This window comes from Spiroplasma endosymbiont of Nebria brevicollis (assembly GCF_964030895.1).
GTDB lineage: Bacteria > Bacillota_I > Bacilli_A > Mycoplasmatales > VBWQ01 > Spiroplasma_E.
In genome coordinates, this window is the sequence record NZ_OZ034986.1 from 1,136,428 (window position 1) to 1,155,058 (window position 18,631).

Sequence of the window (18,631 nt, forward strand, 5' to 3'; positions counted from 1 at the left end):
TCCTTTCAAAATAAAAACCCTTAGAAAATTTTATAATTTTCAAGGGTTTTCACAACTTATTATATTAAGATATGCAAATTATAACACTAATATTATTCTAAATTAAATATTTTTTTAATAATATTAGATTCTGTTTAAAATTTTTTTGTAAAATAGCGGTAGGTTAATAAAAAAGGTGTGTTTATGCAAAAAAATTATTCAATCTGGTATATGTTTCTGTATCACTTACATTCCTATGGTTTTTACTATCACTTTCTCATAAATTAGTTGTATCTCTAGAAATTGAAAGTTGATTTAACTGATCAGCATTTTTAGTTCAGGAATTTATTGCTCTCATATTTTCTAACGCAAATTATTAACTAAAACTATGTAACTCTTTTCATAATTTATTAACAACCACTTTGGATTTAATAATTTTTAATAATTGTTCTTCTGTGGCATTTTGTAAATCTTCCCATGTCGGAAATGCTGCTAATATTTTATTTTGCATTTGTACTCCAATTCCAGGAATGATAGCAAGGACACTATTAATCATGGATTGACTGCGTTTTGATTTATGATATTTAATGGCATAATTATGAACTTGGTCTTGAAGTTTACTTAGAAATAAAAAACAAGCATCGGTTTTAGGAATATTAATCGTTTGCATTTTTTCATTAATAATGCGATCAGTTTGATGTTTTTTATTTTTTGCTAAGCCAATAATGGGAATTTTTAAGTTTAATGATGATAATTGTTCTAATGTTGCTGTGATTTGTGGTTTACCACCATCAACGATAATTAATTCTGGTAATGGTAATTGATTAATAACCACATGATGGTATCGACGATAAATCATTTCACTAAAGCGATGGTAATCATCATGAATTTTGGGATCTAATAAAAATTTACGGTAGTCATTAAAACTAGGACTACCATTTTTATAAACAATCATTCCCCCAACACTAGCATTGTGTTGGAAGTTAGAAACATCAAAGATTTCTAAGTGATTTAAATTAGGAACTTTAATTCATTGTGATAAAACTTTCATCATATTAATAGGGTTATTATTACTTTTACCACTTTGCAAGTAGTTGTTTCAAGCGTAAATGGCATTAGTTTTAACTAAAGTTAAAATGTGTTCTTTAGAACCTTTAAGCGGTGTCAAAAATTTTATTTGGGGAAATAGAATTTTTAATTCTGCTGTATCAATGGTATGTGGTAAATAAATTTCACTTGGCAAGGTATTTTTACTATATAACTGTTGGCAATAATTACGAATTAAATCTTGAATTTCTAAATAGTTATTTGAAACAATTTGTTCATCTTTAGCTTGTAATTTTCCGTTACGATAAAATAAAGTAATTAATACTACCATTACCATGTCATCTTCAACTAAAAAGTTAATGAAATCACGATTTCCATAGTCCTGGAATTCCACAACTTGTTGTGATAAAAATAAATCAATTTTAGATAGTAAAATTTTAATACGATTAGCATTTTCAAATTGTAAGTTTTCAGCACTAGTTGTCATATTATTAATTAAGGTTTTTTTAACACCACCAACGTTACCTTTAAAAAATTGATCAATTTTACTAATCATATCTTCATAGTAACTAAGAGAGACAGTGTGAAAACAAGCACCTGAACACTGGTCTAAATGATAATATAAACAAGGTTTACCTAAATTGCCATTACATTTACGTAAAGGAAATAATCGTTCTAGTAATTTTAAAATATCACGGGCACCTGTTCCATCGGGAAATGGTCCATAATAATGACCATCTTTTTTCGTAGCACTACGAACATAACGATATTGTGGGTCACGATGATTAGTGATTTGAATATAAGGGTATTTCTTATCATCTGCTAATAAAATATTGTATTTGGGATGATGCTTTTTAATTAATGTTTGTTCTAAAATTAATGCTTCTTTTTCATTGGAAGTCGTAATAAAATCAATGTCAGTAATATCATTAACTAGTAACATAGTTTTAAAGTTGCTGGCTTTGTTTAAATATGAGGTAACTCGTTTTTTTAAATCTTTGGCTTTACCGACATAGATTAAATTATTAAAGGTGTCTTTAAAAAGATAACAGCCAGCAATGTTGGGTAAGGTTTTAATTTTTTCTTGTAATAAAATGTTTTTTGCCATCAATTCACCTAGTTTATGATTTAAAAGTTACTTTGATTTTATCATTAATTATGATTATTTTTATATAATTAAAATAATAAGGATAAAGTAAATAATGAAGAAAAAAGTACATGTTTGAACTGATAATGAACTTAAAAACAAAATCAGAAATTAGTTTTAGGTATTAATAATCAAGGGCATAGAAATACTTTAAATATCATGGTTCATTCTTTTTGTAAAATTATGATAACCTATTAAATTATTGATTAATTTAAAAACTCATCGTTGATAGATAATAAATAAAAATTATTATATGATACCTTATAAACTAAATATAGTTTTTAACCCCTTACTTTATGTTTAAAGTAAAAGGGTTTTTATTTTAAAAAGGAGTGGAAATATGCCTGCCATTGAATCATCACAAGCTCTTTCTAATGCAAAATCATTGATAAAAAGACCTGAAAAAAATGCTAATAATCACATACGAAGTCAAAAAAGTAAACCAGAATTTAAAGAAATATTTAAACCTACAAATGAAATAAATTCAGCTTATTCAGATAATTCACAAGATCAATATCAAAGAAATAATAAGTCTTCTAACTCATCACCACAAATGTAAAACATAAAAAAGATTGCATTATGCAATCTTTTTCGATAATAAAATAACATTTTCTTAATAATCAGTTAAGTTAAGTTTTTATTTAATCAGAAATAGCTAAATACTTTCCACTTGCAAATAGTATTCTATTTCTCGATTAATTCTTTAATCATATGATAGTATGGTTCATTGTTAATCATAATTTTATCATCATCTTTAAAGTTTAGACGCTCATACAATTTTTTTAGCATCAAGGTTTTCATAACTAACGTTTAATGCTAGTCATTTAACGTTTTTATAATTTTGATATTTAATAGTAATATAATTAATGATTTTAGTACCAATGCCCTGGTCTTGAAAATCGTGATGAACAGCAATAATATCCAAGTATACTTCATTAGGTTTACTTTCAGTTTCTACTTCAAAGTCAGAGAAAATAATAATTTTTAGCTTATGTTTTACTAATTGAAAAGTTTTGTGCTTTAATTCATGAATGTCTTTATCAAGAGCGACTAAAGCAACTGCATTAATTTGATTGTTTTCTTCATTAACAATGAAGTTTTCATAACTAAAATAGTGATTTTTCATTAAGAAAATTTGCTTAAAAATTTTGATAACACTCTCATCGCTAGATTTATTAAAGATTTTATTTTTTGTAGTTTTATAAACTTTATAAAATAAATCAATAATTATTGATAGATTTTGTTCAGTTTCTGAAGATTTAGCCATACGAATCATTAATGTTCCTCACTTCTGTTCTCTGTATAATTTTATCTTAAAAAAAATTAATAGTGGTAATTTTAAAACTAATGATGTCTACTTGGTTTTACTCTACAGTGGCTATATTTTTATATTAGATGGTAGTTTGTTTTTTGAAGGTTGATTTTGTAAATCCATTGAATTTATTTTTTTTGAATTAAAATCTTCAATAATATCATTTGACTTGTTTTGATAATAATTTAAAAGATATTTTCTGTTTTGACTATATTTTTCATAAATTTCTTTTTCTTCAACTGCTGCAAATTTTTCTTTTGATGATGCAACAAGATAATCTTGTACAAATTTTCTAGTTTCCTTAGTTGTTTGATTACTTTTTTTAATAGTCAAACCAATATCTTTTTCTAAAGAAAAACAAGCATAATCTCATGCTGATAATCCTATGACATCTTTATAATTAATATCAATTGGTCATTCATTAACTAAATACTTAACTAAATTTAGCATATTTTTTAATACTGCTAAATGTAATATTGAATAATCTTCATCATCAAACTTTAAATTATTAATAAATTCTTTTCTTAAAAAAATATAATATCTGAATCTAAAATTTTTGGTTTTTGGATAATAGTTTCAAGATTTTTCAATAAATGGATTATTAGTTTTTCTTTAGATAAATTATTATTTTTCAGAAGTATTTCGTAAAAATTCAATTCTAATTTTTTAAATAAACCTTGAAAAGAAAAAAAATTATATAATATTTCTTTAATTTTAGAATTTTCTTGATTTTGAACTAAGATTAAAGCAGTATTATTAAATTTATCTACAGCATTAACATCAGCAGAATTAGCAAAAATTACTGGTCAAAAACCAGTAGTTACTAAAGCCAAAAAATCAATTGCTGGTTTGAAGTTAAGAGCAGGAATGCCAATCGGATATAAAGTTACATTACGAGGACAAAAAATGTATGAATTTCTTGACAAATTTATCGCAATTTCTTTACCAAGAATTCGTGACTTCCAAGGTTTATCAGCAAAAGCTTTTGACCAAACTGGTAACTATACTGTTGGAATTAAAGAACAAATCATTTTCCCAGAAATTAACTACGAAGAAGTAGATAAAGTTCGCGGTATGGAAATAACAATCGTTACAACAACCCCTGATAATTCAACAGCATTTATGTTATTGAAAAAAATGGGATTACCATTTAAAAAATCAGGAAAGCAGGAGGAGGGATAACAGATGGCAAAGACTTCATTAAAAATAAGACAAGCCCATAAACCAAAGTTTAGTACACAAGCATACACACGTTGTCAAAAATGTGGCCGTCCTCATGCGGTTATTCGTAAGTTTATGTTATGCCGTATTTGCTTTCGTGGTTTAGCATACCAAGGACAAATCCCTGGTATTAGAAAATCATCATGATAGGAGGTATATAATTATGATGACAGATCCAATAAGTAATATGCTTACCGTTATTCGTAACGCTATTACTGCCCCAGATAGTAGTAAACACAGAGTAGTTAGTGTACCTTCTTCAAAAGAATTAGTTAAAATTGCTGAAATCTTAATGAAAAATGGTTACATTGAAAAATATCGTATCACTGAAGAAGCATTAAAAAAACCTAAATTAGAAATGTTACTAGTACATACTGGTAAAAGTTCAATCCTTGGATTAAAAAGAATTTCGAAACCAGGATTAAGAATGTATACAAAATATAAAGAACTTCCTACTGTTTTAAATGGTTACGGAATCGCAATCATTTCCACATCAAAAGGTCTTATGACAAATAAACAAGCAAAAAAACTAAAGAATTTTAAAATAGTGATAATATAAAAAGCCAAAAATGGCTCTTTAATAACAGCACCAACAACTAATCAAACCACCAATTATAGTGCTAGTAATGATACAATAATAAGAAAGAACTATCTTCAAATTGAATTCCAAAAATCCGAATGGCATTCATTATTACAAAGATAAACAAGAAAATGGCATAAAAAATCATAAAATAATATTGAATATTAACCAAGAATTTATTAATTGCTAAGTTTAAACTAAATAAAACAACAACAATAATAAAAGATAGCGTTAGCGAAATAATCAATAAAAGATTGGTAATGAAAGAATGAGTAATTTTAATAATAATGAAATTAAAAAGATTTTTTCAACTAGCTTTTAAAGATTTTTCTAACATAAGATATTATCTCCCAACTTAAAATAGTTATTTTTATTATAATATAAATAATTCTTAAAATGTAAAATTACTTTAATATGATAAAAAGGGTGACCCTCTCCTTGCTTAAAATTAAGGTAAAAATCATATTTCACACTACTATATGTAAATAAATATATAATAAAGGGCAGATTATTTCACTAAATAAGTGTTACTTTTAATATATAGAGAAAGAGGAGAACAATTTATGAGAAAACTACTATCTTTACTAACCGTACTAACAGTAACAACCCCAGTCCCACTAAATGTGATGGCCTGTGGCTGAACTAAACCACCAGTAGTAGACGAAACTGACTATTTTGCCTTAGCACAAACAGCCCAAGAAAAAATTCAAACTGAATTTGCCAATTTGGTTAATGATGGATTAAATCTCCGAAAAGAGAGTGATGTCACTGATGGTGGTGACATTCTGACATATTTACAAGGAATTGGTCAAGCAGGAGATACAGTTATTACTGAAAATGATGATCCAGTAACATTTCATGGTTTCTTAGAAGTCTTAAACCAACAAGTTAGTACTACCCTAATGGAAAAATATCCAGAATTAAAACCATTATTCAACGGCATCAATCCCAATGAGATTTTAAAAATAAATACCAATGGTTTAAAACTTACTAACAAAGAATTTGAATGAGAGATTAAAAAGTTTGGTTTAGAAAAATTTGATGCTAAAAATGATTATGGTGTTACTGATTGATATTATCTTATTACTAATTTAGAATTAGATTTTACATGTTTAGGTGAAAATGCCAAAGTAAATACGACTACTATTAAGCAATCATTTGATATGTATTTTGCCAATGATGATTCTAATTTAAATCAAATAGTTAAAGTTGTTAGTGCAAATATCGAAGATAAAGTAACAAAGCTTGGCCCTATTAAACTTGAATATCCAGAATGAAATTAAAGTTTTGATAAAAAACACGATGAAGTGTTAAAAAAATTAATGGCGAATTAAAAACAAAACTTAATATTAAAGAATTAGAAATTTACCCATCTTCAGCAATTTTCGGTGATGATAATACTGATTATAATTGAATGTCAGAAGATGGCAGGGATTTTAATATACAAGGTGCACAGAACATAAAATCAAAACAGGATTTCATTTGTTGATTAAATCCTGTAATTATTAATCGTGAAAACCATTTTGCTACCCTATTGAAAACTTGAAAAACTAAAAACAGTTTAACTATTCATAAAACAGATGATATCTTTTCGTTTGGTGAATATAGAGCAGTTAATTGAAAAATTAGTGGTTTGAAAATTAAATATCTACCAATTCATTACTATATAACTAGTGCTGCTAAAAATAGAGCAGAGAATACTATACTGCCAGTCTAACCATTTTAGAAAAACTTTTTGTTGGTAATAAAGCTTTATTTAAATGGGGGAAAAATTGAACTTTTAATAAAGAATGAGAAAATTTTAATTTCGCACTTAATCGTGACGTTTATGATGGTTTTAAAAAGAGAAATGTCCCAATTCAAGAAATATATGAATACATTACTGGTAAAACAAAAGATTTTTTAGAAAAAAATGGTTTTATTCAAGATACTGATAAAGTTGAATGAACAAGTGGTAATGATCGTTGACAAAATGAAAGATTTAATGAATCATCAATTCCTAGTACTAATAGATGACATAACTGAATATTAGTCATAAATGGTCTTCCTTTTTCTATGTGTGTAGGGGATTCCAACGATGTTAGATTCAGCGTTACAAGTTCTATCCCTGATGTCTGACCTCCTAACTAAATTAATAATATGATAAAAAGGATGATAATTAATACTTAATTCACCATTTTTTTGAAAACCTACTCGTTCATATAATTTCCGAGCTTTATCATTTTTAAAACTAACATTAAGTGATAAATAACTAATATCTGATTGTTCTTGATACTGTTCAACAATAAATAACATTATCTTTGTCCCAATGCCTTGACCTTGAAAATCACTTTTAACACCAAATGTATCTAAGTATACTTCCTTTTCCTTTGATTCATTTTCAATTTCAAAGTCTAAATCAATTTGGAAAATTTTAGATAAAATTTTAAAAGTATTAACTTTTAATTGATAACTTTCTTGATGCAAAACAACTAAGGTAATACCATTAATGTGTCCATTTTCTTCATGAACAATATAATTTTCATAACTAAAATAGTGATTTTTCATTAAGAAAATTTGTTTAAGCAGATTTATTTTTTCACTATCACTATATTTGGCAAAGGTTTTACTTTTTGATGAACGATAAACTTCATAAAAAATATTAATTATTATGGCTATATTTTCAACGGTTTCATTAGGTTTGGCATGACGAATCATTTTTAAATCTCTTTTTTCATTTTCATAATTAATAACTACTTGTCTATGTCTACATCAAGATTATTTTCTGAACTTAGCACTACGGTTTTATTATTAAAGACACTATCTTCTAAACTTTGTTTAATAACAAGTACTCCTTTATTAACATTAACATTGTCTTTTTGATGATCTGGATTAATTTTACCAAATGGTGTTAAATGAGAATCTTCATTAAAATAATGCTTTGACTTATTATCAACTAATTCAGAAGTAGTTATTGGTTGGGTATCTAATTCTTTAGTCTTAGTTGCTTGATTTTGTTTAGCTAAGATTTGTTGTTGTTTTAATTTAATGGCAGCAACTAAATTAGAAGTCGGATTAGTAATTGTATTATTAAGTTGACTTGTATTTTTAGTTTGTTTTCTAATATCTTTAATTTCTTTTAGCACTTCTTTTTCAATAGCAGTTTTATCTGTTAGAACTTGTTTACGTTTTTGTTCATACTCTAGTTTTTCAACTTTTAATTGTTTCTTAGTAACTTTATTGCTTTTATTTTTATGTTTAACACATTGCAATTTTCTAGTAACAGCAATCGTAAATAATTTGATTTTAGTAAAAATAATTAATGGACGTTTAAAGCAAAGAAAAGAAACTAATAACAAAAACGCACCAATATTAGCAAAAACATTAGTTATGAAAAAACCATAACTAAATAGTCCTGTTAAGATTGTACTAATCATACCACCTGTGGCACTGCTTGGAAAAAACGTATTAAGATTTAAATTAGAAAAGGAAATTGGTTTACCAAAAAACCCATTATAGTTAGTGATAACACTACTATTTCATCACGTATTAACATAATTCGTAGTAATACTTATTAAATTTAAATTAGAATAATTAGAATATAAATGATTACGATTATTAATCATTAATGACAAAGTTTCAGTTGTTCAACAAACTAATACTAATATCAATACTAGTTTTCCGACAATGCTTGGTTCCATTTTTAAACGATAACCAAAACATAAAGGAACAATAGCAACCAAACTAATACCATATACTAAGTATTTAACTCAACCAAAAAGAAAACTAAAACAAAAATCATCTAATGCTTTGCCAATAACACTAAATCTCAGAAAACTAATAATTAAAAAGCACAAAATGATAACCGCAAAAAATAAGGTTCCCACTTCATCACCTCGAGTATGAGGTTTAGAAAAAGTGATTATGCTTTGTGAATTACTGTTTTCCATCTTGTGCACCTACTTAAAAAGATTAAATTTCATTAATAACTGTTAAAATCATCGGTAATTTTCCAGTTTCTTTTTTAATATAATCTTGCAAATCATTACGCATTTTATTTTTAACTTCATTAATACTAAATGTATTGCTTGCTTTATACTTTTCAATAACATTAATAATAATTTTTTGGATACTTTTTAGCATTCCTTCATTGTTAGTTAAATAAATAACACCACGCATTTGCGCATCAATTAAAGAAATAATTTCTTTAGTCTTACGGTCAATCGTAACACCAGTAATTAATACACCATCACGTTGTAATTGCTTACGCTCATTAATCACAATGGCACCAATATCACCAACACCAATTCCATCAACATAAACATCACCAGTTTTGATTAGGTTTTCTGTTGATTTAATAGTATTAAAGTTTCTATCACCAATTGAAGATGTACGATTAAAGGTTGCCTTAACAAAGTTATCTACTAACTTACCGTTTTCAAAAGTAATAACTTCACCATTATCATGTATTAAGGCGTTGTTATCTAGTACACCTGCACTAATAGCAGCTTGCTGGGCAGCAACAAAATCTTTATACAATCCTTTCACAGGCAAAAAGTATTTAGGTTGAATAATGTTAACCATTAATTTAATATCTTCATATGAAGCATTTAAACTTCAAACTTGTTTTTCAGAAATACTAATAACCTTAACATCAGTCCTTGCTAACTCATCTAGTAACGAAGCATGTGCTAATTCATTACCTGGAATCGGTGGCGTTGCTAAAATTACTGTATCTTGTGGTTCTAATTTCAAATAGTCATCATTACCAACAGCAATTTTATTCATTTTTAAGAATAACCGTTCACCACTACCAGTAACAATAATAACTGTGTCTTTTATACCAACCGTTTGTGCTAAGTTAATTAGTAGTGATTTATTAAAATTAAAAGCATTTAAATCATTAACTTTTAATAAAATATCATATAACGTTACACCATAAACAGCAATTTTACGTTTCGAATCAGTTTCTTGAATGGCATTTAAGATTTCATTAACACGATACAAATCTTGATCATAACAAGCAAGAATAACTCTTCCTGGGGCTTCTTTTAATACTGGTTCAATAATTTTTTGAATTTTATGATTAGGAGCTGTAAAGTTTTTTCTGACAGCACATGATGCTTCACTAATTAATAACAAGACATCATTTTTAGCGACGCTTGCTAAATGGGGAATATCAGTAGCAAAATCATTGCGGTATTCACCATCAAAAATATAATCTCCTGTATAAACAATTCGTTCTGCTGATTGATTTTTTTCTTCATTATTAACAGTTAGTACAAATCCTAAACTGCCAGGAATTGAAGTTGTGGTTTTGAAAGTTTCAACACTAACATTACCGAAATTCATTTTTTCATTTGGTTGAATACTTTTAATACTAATTTCATTTTGATTAATAAAACGAAAACGTTCTAATTTTTGTCTAATCATGAAGTCAGTCAATTTGCTAGCAAAAATAGGAACTTTATGATTACTTTTATCTTTATTAAAATCTTTTAATAAATAAGGTAAAGCACCAAAGGTGTCATCTGATGGTTTTGAAATAAAAATTCCTTGAATACGTTGTTTATTTTCTTTTAAATAAGTATAATCAGGAATAATAATATCAATTCCTAAGATTTCTCGTTCTGGTAGTCTAATTCCTGCATCAAAAAGAAATATTTTTTCATTTACTTCTACAACATATAAATTCTTGCCACGTTCATCAAGACCGCCCAGTGCAAATACTTTTATCTTTGCCATTTATTTCACCAGTTTTCTACTTTCTTTTTTAATTTTTAACTATCCCATTTAATTTTATAATTCATACTCAATAATGGATAAATTAAAAATAATTTTTCTTCATTGTACTTATAATAATATTTTAACATTAAATTAGTTAAAATATTGAAACTGTTTTATAAAAATTGAAAAACAACTACTAGTTTATCTTTAAACACATAATAATTATCTCTAACCAATAATTTCTAAACTAAGTTTACCGTTATCTTCAACCTTAACTACCCGAACTTTTATTATATCATTAATTTTAACAAAGTCATTTAAATCATTAATGCGTTTATCAAACATTTTTGAAAATTGTGATATATGAACTAAACCATCAATCTTATCTTTTAAGTTAACAAAGGCACCAAATTTAGCAATTTTCACAACTTTAGCAGCAAATGTCGAGCCTACTTCAATTTGCACAGGAAAAACAATACTTTCAATAATACTTAATGCTTTATTAATTACACTTTGGTTATTATGATACAGTATAATACGACCATCATCTTCAATATCAATTTTAACATTATCACAATCAGCAATAATTTTATTAATAACTTTACCGCCAGAACCAATAATATCACGAATTTTATCAACAGGAATTTGTTTCATAATTACTTTAGGTGCATTTGCAGCTAAAATAGTTCGCGGTGCTTTAATAACCTGATTCATGTTTTCTAACACTTGTAATCTAGCAATCCTAGCTTTTTCTAAAGCTTGCGTAATAATGTTAAAATCAATGCCTACAATTTTAATATCCATTTGTAGTGCACAAATTCCTTCACTTGTGCCAGCTACTTTAAAGTCCATATCACCTAAATGATCTTCTAAACCTTGAATATCTGTTAGTACTACGAAATCTTTATTTTCTTTAATTAATCCCATCGCAATTCCAGCAATCGCTGCTCTCGTTGGAACACCACCGGCCATCAATGCCATTGATGAAGCACAAATCGCTGCTTGTGATGTTGAACCATTAGATGCAAGAACTTCTGATACTAATCGAATCATGTATGGAAAATCTTTTTCTTGCGGAATAACTTGTAATAATGCTTTTTCACCAAGGGCACCATGACCAATTTCGCGCCGTGACGGCACTCCCATTCTTCCTGTTTCACCAACAGAAAATGGTGGGAAATTATAATGATGAATAAAACGTTTGTACTCTTCTTTACCTAAACCATCAATAATTTGATGTTCAGCTAAAGCACCTAACGTTAAAATTGAAAGAACTTGTGTTTCACCACGATTAAACATTGCACTACCGTGCACAATAGGTAAGATATCAACCATACTTGTTAGTTTTCTAATCTCATCAGGACCTCTGCCATCAATTCGTTTGTTTTCTTTTAAAATCATTGCCCGCATTGTTGTTTGTAATAATGCTTCAATGCTTTTACGAAGGTTATGAGTTACTGTTGCTTCATTAGTAGTTAATAAGAATTCTGGTTGTGAAATTTTAAAACTATCAAAAGTTGTTGTTAATAAATCTTTAATTAAATTACCACGAACTTTTTTATCAGCAGTCGTACTAATTTTAGCAATGGCAGTAGCACAATGAGTTTTAACATACTCTTTAATTACATTAGGAACTAACACTAATGTTGGTTCAAATTTAGTAGGAGTTATTGCTTTAATAATTGTTTCTTGAAAAATAATTAATTTAATGATTTCATCATGGGCAAATTTTAAAGCTTTAATCATATCTTTTTCGCTAATGTCATGACATCCCGCTTCCACCATATTAATCGCATCTTTGGTTCCGCCAACAATTAATTCCATTGCTGAAACTAACAATTGCTCTTGACTAGGATTTAAGATTAATTGGTCATTAATTTTTCCCACTACTACTGTTGCACTTGGTCCTTGGAACGGTAAACTACTTAAAGATAATGCTAATGATGTTCCAAAGGCAGCATTAATACGAACATCACAGTTGTCATCTAAAGCAAAAACATTATTTACTACTTGTACTTCATTAACAAAACCGTTAGGAAACAAGGGACGAATTGAACGGTCAATTAATCTTGCACATAGTGTCGCATATTCACTAGGGCGACCTTCTCGTTTTAGAAATCCACCAGGAATTTTTCCAACCGAATATAGTTTTTCTTGAAATACAATTTGTAATGGAAAAAAATCCTGATTATTAAGATGTTCATTATAAGCAACGGTAGTTAAAACTACAGTATCACCATAACTAATTTTTACTGATTTTTCTGCTAAATTAGCCATAGTCCCCAGAACAACAGTTAAATCATATTGACCAACTGTCAAATTAAATTTTTGTTTTGACATATTTTTACTCCTTAACTTCCTTTTTTGTCACAATACATCAGCATTATAGCATAATAACATGTTAAAATTAGGTATAAATCAAATTTATTTAAGGAGATGATAAATTATGCTGAAAAATAAACAGCCATCACCTAACACCAAAGTGGAACTATCAAATAAAGAATTTGACAAAATGAAAGTAGGAGCACTACTAATTGATGTTCGTGATGTTGGTGAATATCAAGTTCTTAAAAAAATTACAAACACTGATGATAAAAATATGAACATTATCACTATTTGCAATGCAGGACATCGCTCAACAGCAGCAGCTATTAGCTTACGTGAGCAAGGTTATCCTAATGCTTATGTATTAAAAAACGGAGTTTATGGTTACTATCGTAAATAAACTACTTTTCGTTATTTAATTTAATTAATTCATTAATAGCACTGCTTAAGTTGTAACAATAACTACCTAATACTAAACTAACAGCTTCGCTTTGATCTAAGATACCACGATTTTTAATCTTTTTTAAATTATTAAAATCAATTTTGGTATGTTCAATAATTGAAATTTTAATTTTATTAGCAGAGGCTGATGTTTCTTTAATATTTTCAATCCCACCTAAATATAAAATAAAATTTTCTAATTTAAATGGAAATTTTTGTGGTTTATTATTAATTTTACCTTTAACATTAGTTTGATTACGTAATTTTTTAGAAGTATTAACATTTCAAATTCAAATACCAATGCTAACAACAGCAAATAATAACGCAGAAACTAATAAGGCAATTTGTCAAGCTGGCATCATAAAACACTTCCTTAATGTATTTTATAGCATCTACTTTAATCTTGAATAAATGCTTTTTTAACTTTAGTAAGTAATGAGTAATGATTAGGACTATACTCTAAAACTTGTAAGGATAATCTTGATAATTTAATTGTTATCTCATCATTTAGTTTATCATTAAAAACGAAAGTATCAACAATTAATTTACCAAAATCTGATATTTTGTCAACTTGATTATTAATTTTTAAAGTAATTTCATGTTTTTCATCTAAAATTAAGGGCGAGTTTAAACTACGATAACTATTATTAGCAACTGGAGCAATCTCATGAAATTGCATTAATTTATGATTGGATAGTACAACTGCACCACCAAGTGATTTCATTAAACCTGTTGAACCTGTTCTAGTAGATACAACTACTCCTGAACCACGGAAGTTTTCAAAGAGTTGGTTATTAATTAAAACTTGACATGATAGTGTTGTAGTTAAATTAATAAATTTAACTTCATTTATTGCATATAAGGTTTGATTATTAACCGTTATTTCTAACAATGACAAGGGATTTATTTTTAAATTTTTGTCATTGTTAGCAATTCAAGTTAGAACATCATCAATTTGGGTGTGGTTAAAGTTTTCATAAAATCCTAAATTTCCACACTTAAAAATCACAAATTTTACTCTTTTTAACAGATGATTATAATCATGAACTGCTTTTAGAAATGTCCCATCACCACCAATTACAAAAACAATTTGTGGGTTAGAATCAGTCTCAATTGCTTTAAGGGCCAAAAGTTTGGCCCTTAAAGTTTCAGATAAAATTTGTGAATTTTCGTATTTATTAGCAATAATGATAAATTCATAACTTTTCATAATCAATTCCAATCATTTTAAATACTTAATTAAAATATCTCACAAGAATCTTCAAATTCATTTTCAATAGAACCGCGAAGAAATAATTCAATTTCATCTTCATTATAACCAATTTGAATTCTTTGTTTATTTTCTTGTACGATAATAGGACGTTTTAAAACTGTTGGAGAAGTTTTAATTAAATCAAACACTTGTAACATTGTTAATTTTTCAATATTAATAGCATGTGTTTTAATAAATTTTGCTCTTGTTGAAATAATATCTCCGACACCATTAGGTACAAATCTTAACAATAATTTAATTTCAGTGTCTGTTAATGGGTTATTAATTATGTTACGTTTAATATATGGAATTTTATGTTTTTCAAAAAATTGAATAACTTTTTTTGACGATAAACAACTTGGAGAAACGTATATTTTAATCATGGCAAGAACCCCTTTTCTCTTCCTCTTCTTCATTAATACCCTACCAATATCAACTTTAATATACCAATATTTTATAGCTAACTTATATTGCTTAACAAAAATAATACTAATATATTCCTTGACACTGCCACTTAACTTATAATCTTTATTTAAAAAATGTTAAATAAAGCACATGAAAGACCTTTTCATTTTATCCTTCATTTTTATATTATATCATATTCTTCTTTGTCAACGTATAGTTTCTACTCAGGAATTTACCTTTGTAGTAATCTTATGACTATGATTCATTAATTATTGTCAAAAAATATCGATATTAAACTTATTAGAGCTACATGAGAGGGTCACCTCTAAGTTGGATAAAACTTAGTAAGGTGACCCTCTCATAAGCATTTTATTTGGTTTAGAATATAAATTTTTTATAATTAAATAAGATAATTAATTGAATTATTTAATTATATCGTTGATAATTATAATAATTAAAAACAATTAGGAGGAATGCCCACATGGCTCGTGTTATATCAGGAATAACTAGTACTGGAAAACTAACTCTAGGTAACTACTTAGGTGCAATTAATAATTTTTTAAAACTTCAAGATGACCACCAACTTTTAATTTTTGTTGCCAATTTACATGGTTTAACACTGCCCATTAATCCACAAACATTACGAGAAAACATTAGAGACATTGCCGCATGATATTTTGCTGCTGGTATTAATCCTACTAAATCACACATCTTTATCCAATCTGATGTTTTAGCTCATACGCAACTAGGTTATATTTTACTATGTCATAGTTATTTAGGCGAGTTAGAACGGATGACACAATTCAAAGATAAAAGTCAAAAAGCTACTAATCAAAATAAAACTTTAAGTATTCCTTCTGGAATTCTTGTGTATCCAACATTAATGGCTGCTGATATTTTATTATACGATGCTGATTTCGTTCCGGTTGGTGTTGACCAAACTCAACATTTAGAATTAACTAGAACACTTGCTACAAGAATGAATAATCTCCATAAAACTAAATTATTCAAAATCCCAGAAGCAATTTTTGACAAACAAGCACAAAAAATTATGAGTTTACAAGAACCTACTAAAAAAATGTCAAAGTCAGATGAAAATATTAAAAATGTTATATTTCTAAATGACAGTGAAACAGAAGTAACAAATAAAATTAAAAAGGCTGTTACCGATTGCGAAGATATTATTAAATACGACATTGAAAATAAACCTGGTGTCAGTAACCTATTAAGTATTTATGCTAGTATTACCAAGCAAGACATGAAAACTTGCGAAAAATATTTTGCTAATCAAAACTATGGATTTTTAAAATCAGAAGTTATTAAAGTAGTTAATGGTTTATTAACACCTATGCAAAAAAAACATGATGAACTAGTTAATATAAAATCATTTCAATTAACAGAATTTTTAGAACAAGGAGCTAAAATTGCTAATCAGATTGCTAACCAAAAATTAACCTTAGTCCAAGATACGATTGGTCTTAATTATTTAGTCAGTAAAAATAAAAAATAGGAGGAAATAACATGGCAATCCAACGTCGTAATATGGATCAAAAACATTTAATCTTATGTGACCTTGATGGAACAATATTAAAAAGTGGAGGAAGAGAAATCCATCCCAATACTAAAAAAGCTTTATTACAAGCTACAAAACAAGGACATATTGTTTGTATTGTGACAGGAAGACCATATCGTGGATCAATTAAGTTTTATCGTGAACTAGGTCTTAATACTTTATTATGTAACTTTAATGGTGGCCACATTCATGACCCGAAAGTTAAACAATTCAAACGATTAGTATTTCCTATTTCCGAGAGTATTGTTAAAAGTATTTTAAATGAATCATATATCTATAACCAAATTGAAAATTCAGTTATTGAATATTATAATAAAGCGGTATGTTGAAAAAAAGATGATTTCTTTGAAACTTATTTCCATTTAGATACTATTGAAAATGATACCTTTACGATTAGTAAATTAATTAGAGATTGAAAGGGTAGTGCTAATGCTATCTTAATTCAATTTAAAGATGAGACTAATCTTGATGAAGTATACCGAGTACTTGAAAAATATTCTAATGCAATTAAAGTTAATACATGAACACGTTATGATAATGGTAGTTTAATTTTTGAAATCTCAAGTAAGTTTATTAATAAGGGGATGACTGCGCGTATCTTAGCACAATACTACAATATTGATATTAGGGATGTCGTTGCTTATGGAGATGAAATCAACGATATAGAAATGTTAATGACTGTTGGTTATGGTGTGACTATGAAGAATGGTAATATCGTTATTAAAAGTATTGCTAATGACATTACTAAAAAAACTAATGATGAAGGTGGTGTTGGTGACCATTTATCAAATTTTTTAAGTTTAAATGAAGAAAATGAAATAAAAATTTAATATAGGGGGGGCAATAAAGAACATCAGTTTGTTAATTTAAATATTTGGTTTCTGAATCTAATAGTTCTTTGCAGAACTAACTTTAAATAATTTCTAAATTATAAATTGCTGTTATTAAATTAAATCTTAAAGCAAAATGTTTTCTTTGATTACGATATTTTTCAGAAATCACTTTAAATTTTTTAAGAATAACAAAAACATTGTCAACAGCAACCCCGAATTGTAAAACGAAGTGCAACACAACTAAATTCCTGTTGTTTATTTTTTAACTTTAAAAAGCAAATTTACTTGTAATAATTAAAGTTAGGTCACTACTAAAATAATGCCTTTTTTTTAATTCCTTAATTTCAATTAAGTCATTTTTTCAATTTCTTATTATTTTTATAATATTTAAAATAGAAATAGGTATAAAAATAATAAAAATCATCATTCCAATAGAACTATATAATGCTCAAAACAAAAATCATTTTTCAGTTTTAATCATAGTTGTGTTTTCTTGGATTTCAACAATATTATGTTTGCTTTTTCATTTTTGTTCATCAACTAACATTAAAATACCAATGAAACCAATAGGATTTAGGGCAAGTAAAAACAAAAATAATCATAAAAAACGATATTTTTTTTGTTGATTTTCATTACTATTAAGGACAAAAACACTCAAGCTATAAGAAATGAATACTGACTGAAAAGAAAAAATAGAAAAAATAATAAAACTTTTGTCAATATCTCATCATTCATTTTTTATAAAACTTAAAATTCAAATATATAAGATAAAATAAAATATTAAACCTACTTTTATTGTGTTTTTTCATA

General features: G+C 27.0%; 21 protein-coding genes and 1 pseudogene. 9 read left to right on the forward strand and 13 right to left on the reverse strand.

What is annotated here, in order from left to right; translation table 4 throughout:
• Positions 1 to 355 precede the first annotated feature (355 nt).
• Entirely contained in the window at positions 356 to 2,134 is a 1,779-nt protein-coding gene (gene uvrC, locus AAHM98_RS06660) for an excinuclease ABC subunit UvrC (RefSeq protein ID WP_342276074.1), read from the reverse strand.
• Positions 2,135 to 2,513: 379 nt separating this feature from the next.
• Here uvrC and AAHM98_RS06665 point away from each other — a divergent pair, with 379 nt between their 5' ends.
• The gene (locus AAHM98_RS06665; RefSeq protein ID WP_342276075.1) at positions 2,514 to 2,732 is read left to right on the forward strand and encodes a hypothetical protein; all 219 of its coding nucleotides are present in this window, start codon (positions 2,514 to 2,516) and stop codon (positions 2,730 to 2,732) included.
• A 195-nt stretch (positions 2,733 to 2,927) separates the two neighbouring features.
• On the opposite strand, the gene AAHM98_RS06670 is transcribed toward AAHM98_RS06665, so the two are convergent.
• Both AAHM98_RS06670 and AAHM98_RS06675 read right to left on the reverse strand, forming a co-directional pair.
• Positions 2,928 to 3,449 carry a GNAT family N-acetyltransferase gene (locus AAHM98_RS06670; protein ID WP_342276076.1) on the reverse strand — a complete coding sequence of 174 codons (522 nt, stop codon included), beginning with the start codon at positions 3,447 to 3,449 and terminating at the stop codon, positions 2,928 to 2,930.
• A gap of 102 nt (positions 3,450 to 3,551) precedes the next feature.
• Positions 3,552 to 3,935 (reverse strand): hypothetical protein, encoded by a 384-nt coding sequence (locus tag AAHM98_RS06675; protein WP_342276077.1) that lies wholly within the window; start codon positions 3,933 to 3,935, stop codon positions 3,552 to 3,554.
• Positions 3,936 to 4,193: 258 nt separating this feature from the next.
• Between AAHM98_RS06675 and rplE the strand changes: the two genes are divergently transcribed.
• The 5 genes from rplE to AAHM98_RS06705 all read left to right on the forward strand — a co-directional run bounded on the left by rplE (position 4,194) and on the right by AAHM98_RS06705 (position 7,003).
• The gene (gene rplE, locus AAHM98_RS06685; protein WP_425289611.1) at positions 4,194 to 4,667 is read left to right on the forward strand and encodes a 50S ribosomal protein L5; all 474 of its coding nucleotides are present in this window, start codon (positions 4,194 to 4,196) and stop codon (positions 4,665 to 4,667) included.
• A gap of 3 nt (positions 4,668 to 4,670) precedes the next feature.
• Positions 4,671 to 4,856 (forward strand): type Z 30S ribosomal protein S14, encoded by a 186-nt coding sequence (locus tag AAHM98_RS06690; protein WP_342276079.1) that lies wholly within the window; start codon positions 4,671 to 4,673, stop codon positions 4,854 to 4,856.
• Between the two features lie 13 nt (positions 4,857 to 4,869).
• Entirely contained in the window at positions 4,870 to 5,265 is a 396-nt protein-coding gene (rpsH, locus tag AAHM98_RS06695; RefSeq protein ID WP_342276080.1) for a 30S ribosomal protein S8, read from the forward strand.
• A gap of 584 nt (positions 5,266 to 5,849) precedes the next feature.
• On the forward strand, positions 5,850 to 6,569 hold the full coding sequence (locus AAHM98_RS06700; RefSeq protein WP_342276081.1) for a hypothetical protein: 720 nt from the start codon (positions 5,850 to 5,852) through the stop codon (positions 6,567 to 6,569).
• Between the two features lie 131 nt (positions 6,570 to 6,700).
• The gene (locus AAHM98_RS06705; RefSeq protein ID WP_342276082.1) at positions 6,701 to 7,003 is read left to right on the forward strand and encodes a hypothetical protein; all 303 of its coding nucleotides are present in this window, start codon (positions 6,701 to 6,703) and stop codon (positions 7,001 to 7,003) included.
• A 109-nt stretch (positions 7,004 to 7,112) separates the two neighbouring features.
• Here the strand turns inward: AAHM98_RS06705 and AAHM98_RS06710 are convergent, their stop codons facing one another.
• The 5 genes from AAHM98_RS06710 to AAHM98_RS06730 form a co-directional block, all read right to left on the reverse strand.
• The gene (locus AAHM98_RS06710) at positions 7,113 to 7,322 is read right to left on the reverse strand and encodes a hypothetical protein (protein ID WP_342276083.1); all 210 of its coding nucleotides are present in this window, start codon (positions 7,320 to 7,322) and stop codon (positions 7,113 to 7,115) included.
• Positions 7,315 to 7,983 (reverse strand): GNAT family N-acetyltransferase, encoded by a 669-nt coding sequence (locus AAHM98_RS06715; RefSeq protein ID WP_342276084.1) that lies wholly within the window; start codon positions 7,981 to 7,983, stop codon positions 7,315 to 7,317. Before AAHM98_RS06715 ends, AAHM98_RS06710 begins: the two co-directional genes overlap by 8 nt.
• Positions 7,984 to 8,018: 35 nt before the next feature.
• Positions 8,019 to 9,215 (reverse strand): hypothetical protein, encoded by a 1,197-nt coding sequence (locus tag AAHM98_RS06720; protein ID WP_342276085.1) that lies wholly within the window; start codon positions 9,213 to 9,215, stop codon positions 8,019 to 8,021.
• Between the two features lie 22 nt (positions 9,216 to 9,237).
• Positions 9,238 to 11,010: a ribonuclease J gene (locus AAHM98_RS06725; protein ID WP_342276086.1), complete on the reverse strand. Its 1,773-nt coding sequence runs from the start codon at positions 11,008 to 11,010 to the stop codon at positions 9,238 to 9,240.
• Positions 11,011 to 11,220: 210 nt separating this feature from the next.
• The gene (locus AAHM98_RS06730) at positions 11,221 to 13,332 is read right to left on the reverse strand and encodes a polyribonucleotide nucleotidyltransferase (RefSeq protein ID WP_342276087.1); all 2,112 of its coding nucleotides are present in this window, start codon (positions 13,330 to 13,332) and stop codon (positions 11,221 to 11,223) included.
• A 106-nt stretch (positions 13,333 to 13,438) separates the two neighbouring features.
• Here AAHM98_RS06730 and AAHM98_RS06735 point away from each other — a divergent pair, with 106 nt between their 5' ends.
• Positions 13,439 to 13,717 carry a rhodanese-like domain-containing protein gene (locus AAHM98_RS06735; RefSeq protein ID WP_342276088.1) on the forward strand — a complete coding sequence of 93 codons (279 nt, stop codon included), beginning with the start codon at positions 13,439 to 13,441 and terminating at the stop codon, positions 13,715 to 13,717.
• A 1-nt stretch (position 13,718) separates the two neighbouring features.
• Here AAHM98_RS06735 and AAHM98_RS06740 read toward each other — a convergent pair whose 3' ends face one another.
• Genes AAHM98_RS06740 through AAHM98_RS06750 form a run of 3 tightly spaced genes read right to left on the reverse strand, consistent with a single transcriptional unit; the run spans position 13,719 to position 15,393 of the window.
• On the reverse strand, positions 13,719 to 14,117 hold the full coding sequence (locus AAHM98_RS06740) for a hypothetical protein (protein WP_342276089.1): 399 nt from the start codon (positions 14,115 to 14,117) through the stop codon (positions 13,719 to 13,721).
• Between the two features lie 38 nt (positions 14,118 to 14,155).
• Positions 14,156 to 14,968: a hypothetical protein gene (locus AAHM98_RS06745; RefSeq protein ID WP_342276090.1), complete on the reverse strand. Its 813-nt coding sequence runs from the start codon at positions 14,966 to 14,968 to the stop codon at positions 14,156 to 14,158.
• 29 nt (positions 14,969 to 14,997) lie between these two features.
• Positions 14,998 to 15,393 carry a Spx/MgsR family RNA polymerase-binding regulatory protein gene (locus tag AAHM98_RS06750; protein ID WP_342276091.1) on the reverse strand — a complete coding sequence of 132 codons (396 nt, stop codon included), beginning with the start codon at positions 15,391 to 15,393 and terminating at the stop codon, positions 14,998 to 15,000.
• A 503-nt stretch (positions 15,394 to 15,896) separates the two neighbouring features.
• Between AAHM98_RS06750 and trpS the strand changes: the two genes are divergently transcribed.
• Together trpS and AAHM98_RS06760 are read left to right on the forward strand one after the other, a co-directional pair.
• Positions 15,897 to 16,925, forward strand: a complete 1,029-nt coding sequence (gene trpS / locus AAHM98_RS06755; protein ID WP_342276092.1) for a tryptophan--tRNA ligase — start codon at positions 15,897 to 15,899, stop codon at positions 16,923 to 16,925.
• An 11-nt stretch (positions 16,926 to 16,936) separates the two neighbouring features.
• Positions 16,937 to 17,818 (forward strand): Cof-type HAD-IIB family hydrolase, encoded by an 882-nt coding sequence (locus AAHM98_RS06760; protein ID WP_342276093.1) that lies wholly within the window; start codon positions 16,937 to 16,939, stop codon positions 17,816 to 17,818.
• A gap of 82 nt (positions 17,819 to 17,900) precedes the next feature.
• Here the strand turns inward: AAHM98_RS06760 and AAHM98_RS06765 are convergent.
• Together AAHM98_RS06765 and AAHM98_RS06770 are read right to left on the reverse strand one after the other, a co-directional pair.
• Positions 17,901 to 18,002: pseudogene (locus AAHM98_RS06765) on the reverse strand (IS5/IS1182 family transposase); the annotation flags it as partial.
• A gap of 87 nt (positions 18,003 to 18,089) precedes the next feature.
• The gene (locus AAHM98_RS06770) at positions 18,090 to 18,479 is read right to left on the reverse strand and encodes a hypothetical protein (protein ID WP_342276094.1); all 390 of its coding nucleotides are present in this window, start codon (positions 18,477 to 18,479) and stop codon (positions 18,090 to 18,092) included.
• Positions 18,480 to 18,631 lie beyond the last annotated feature (152 nt).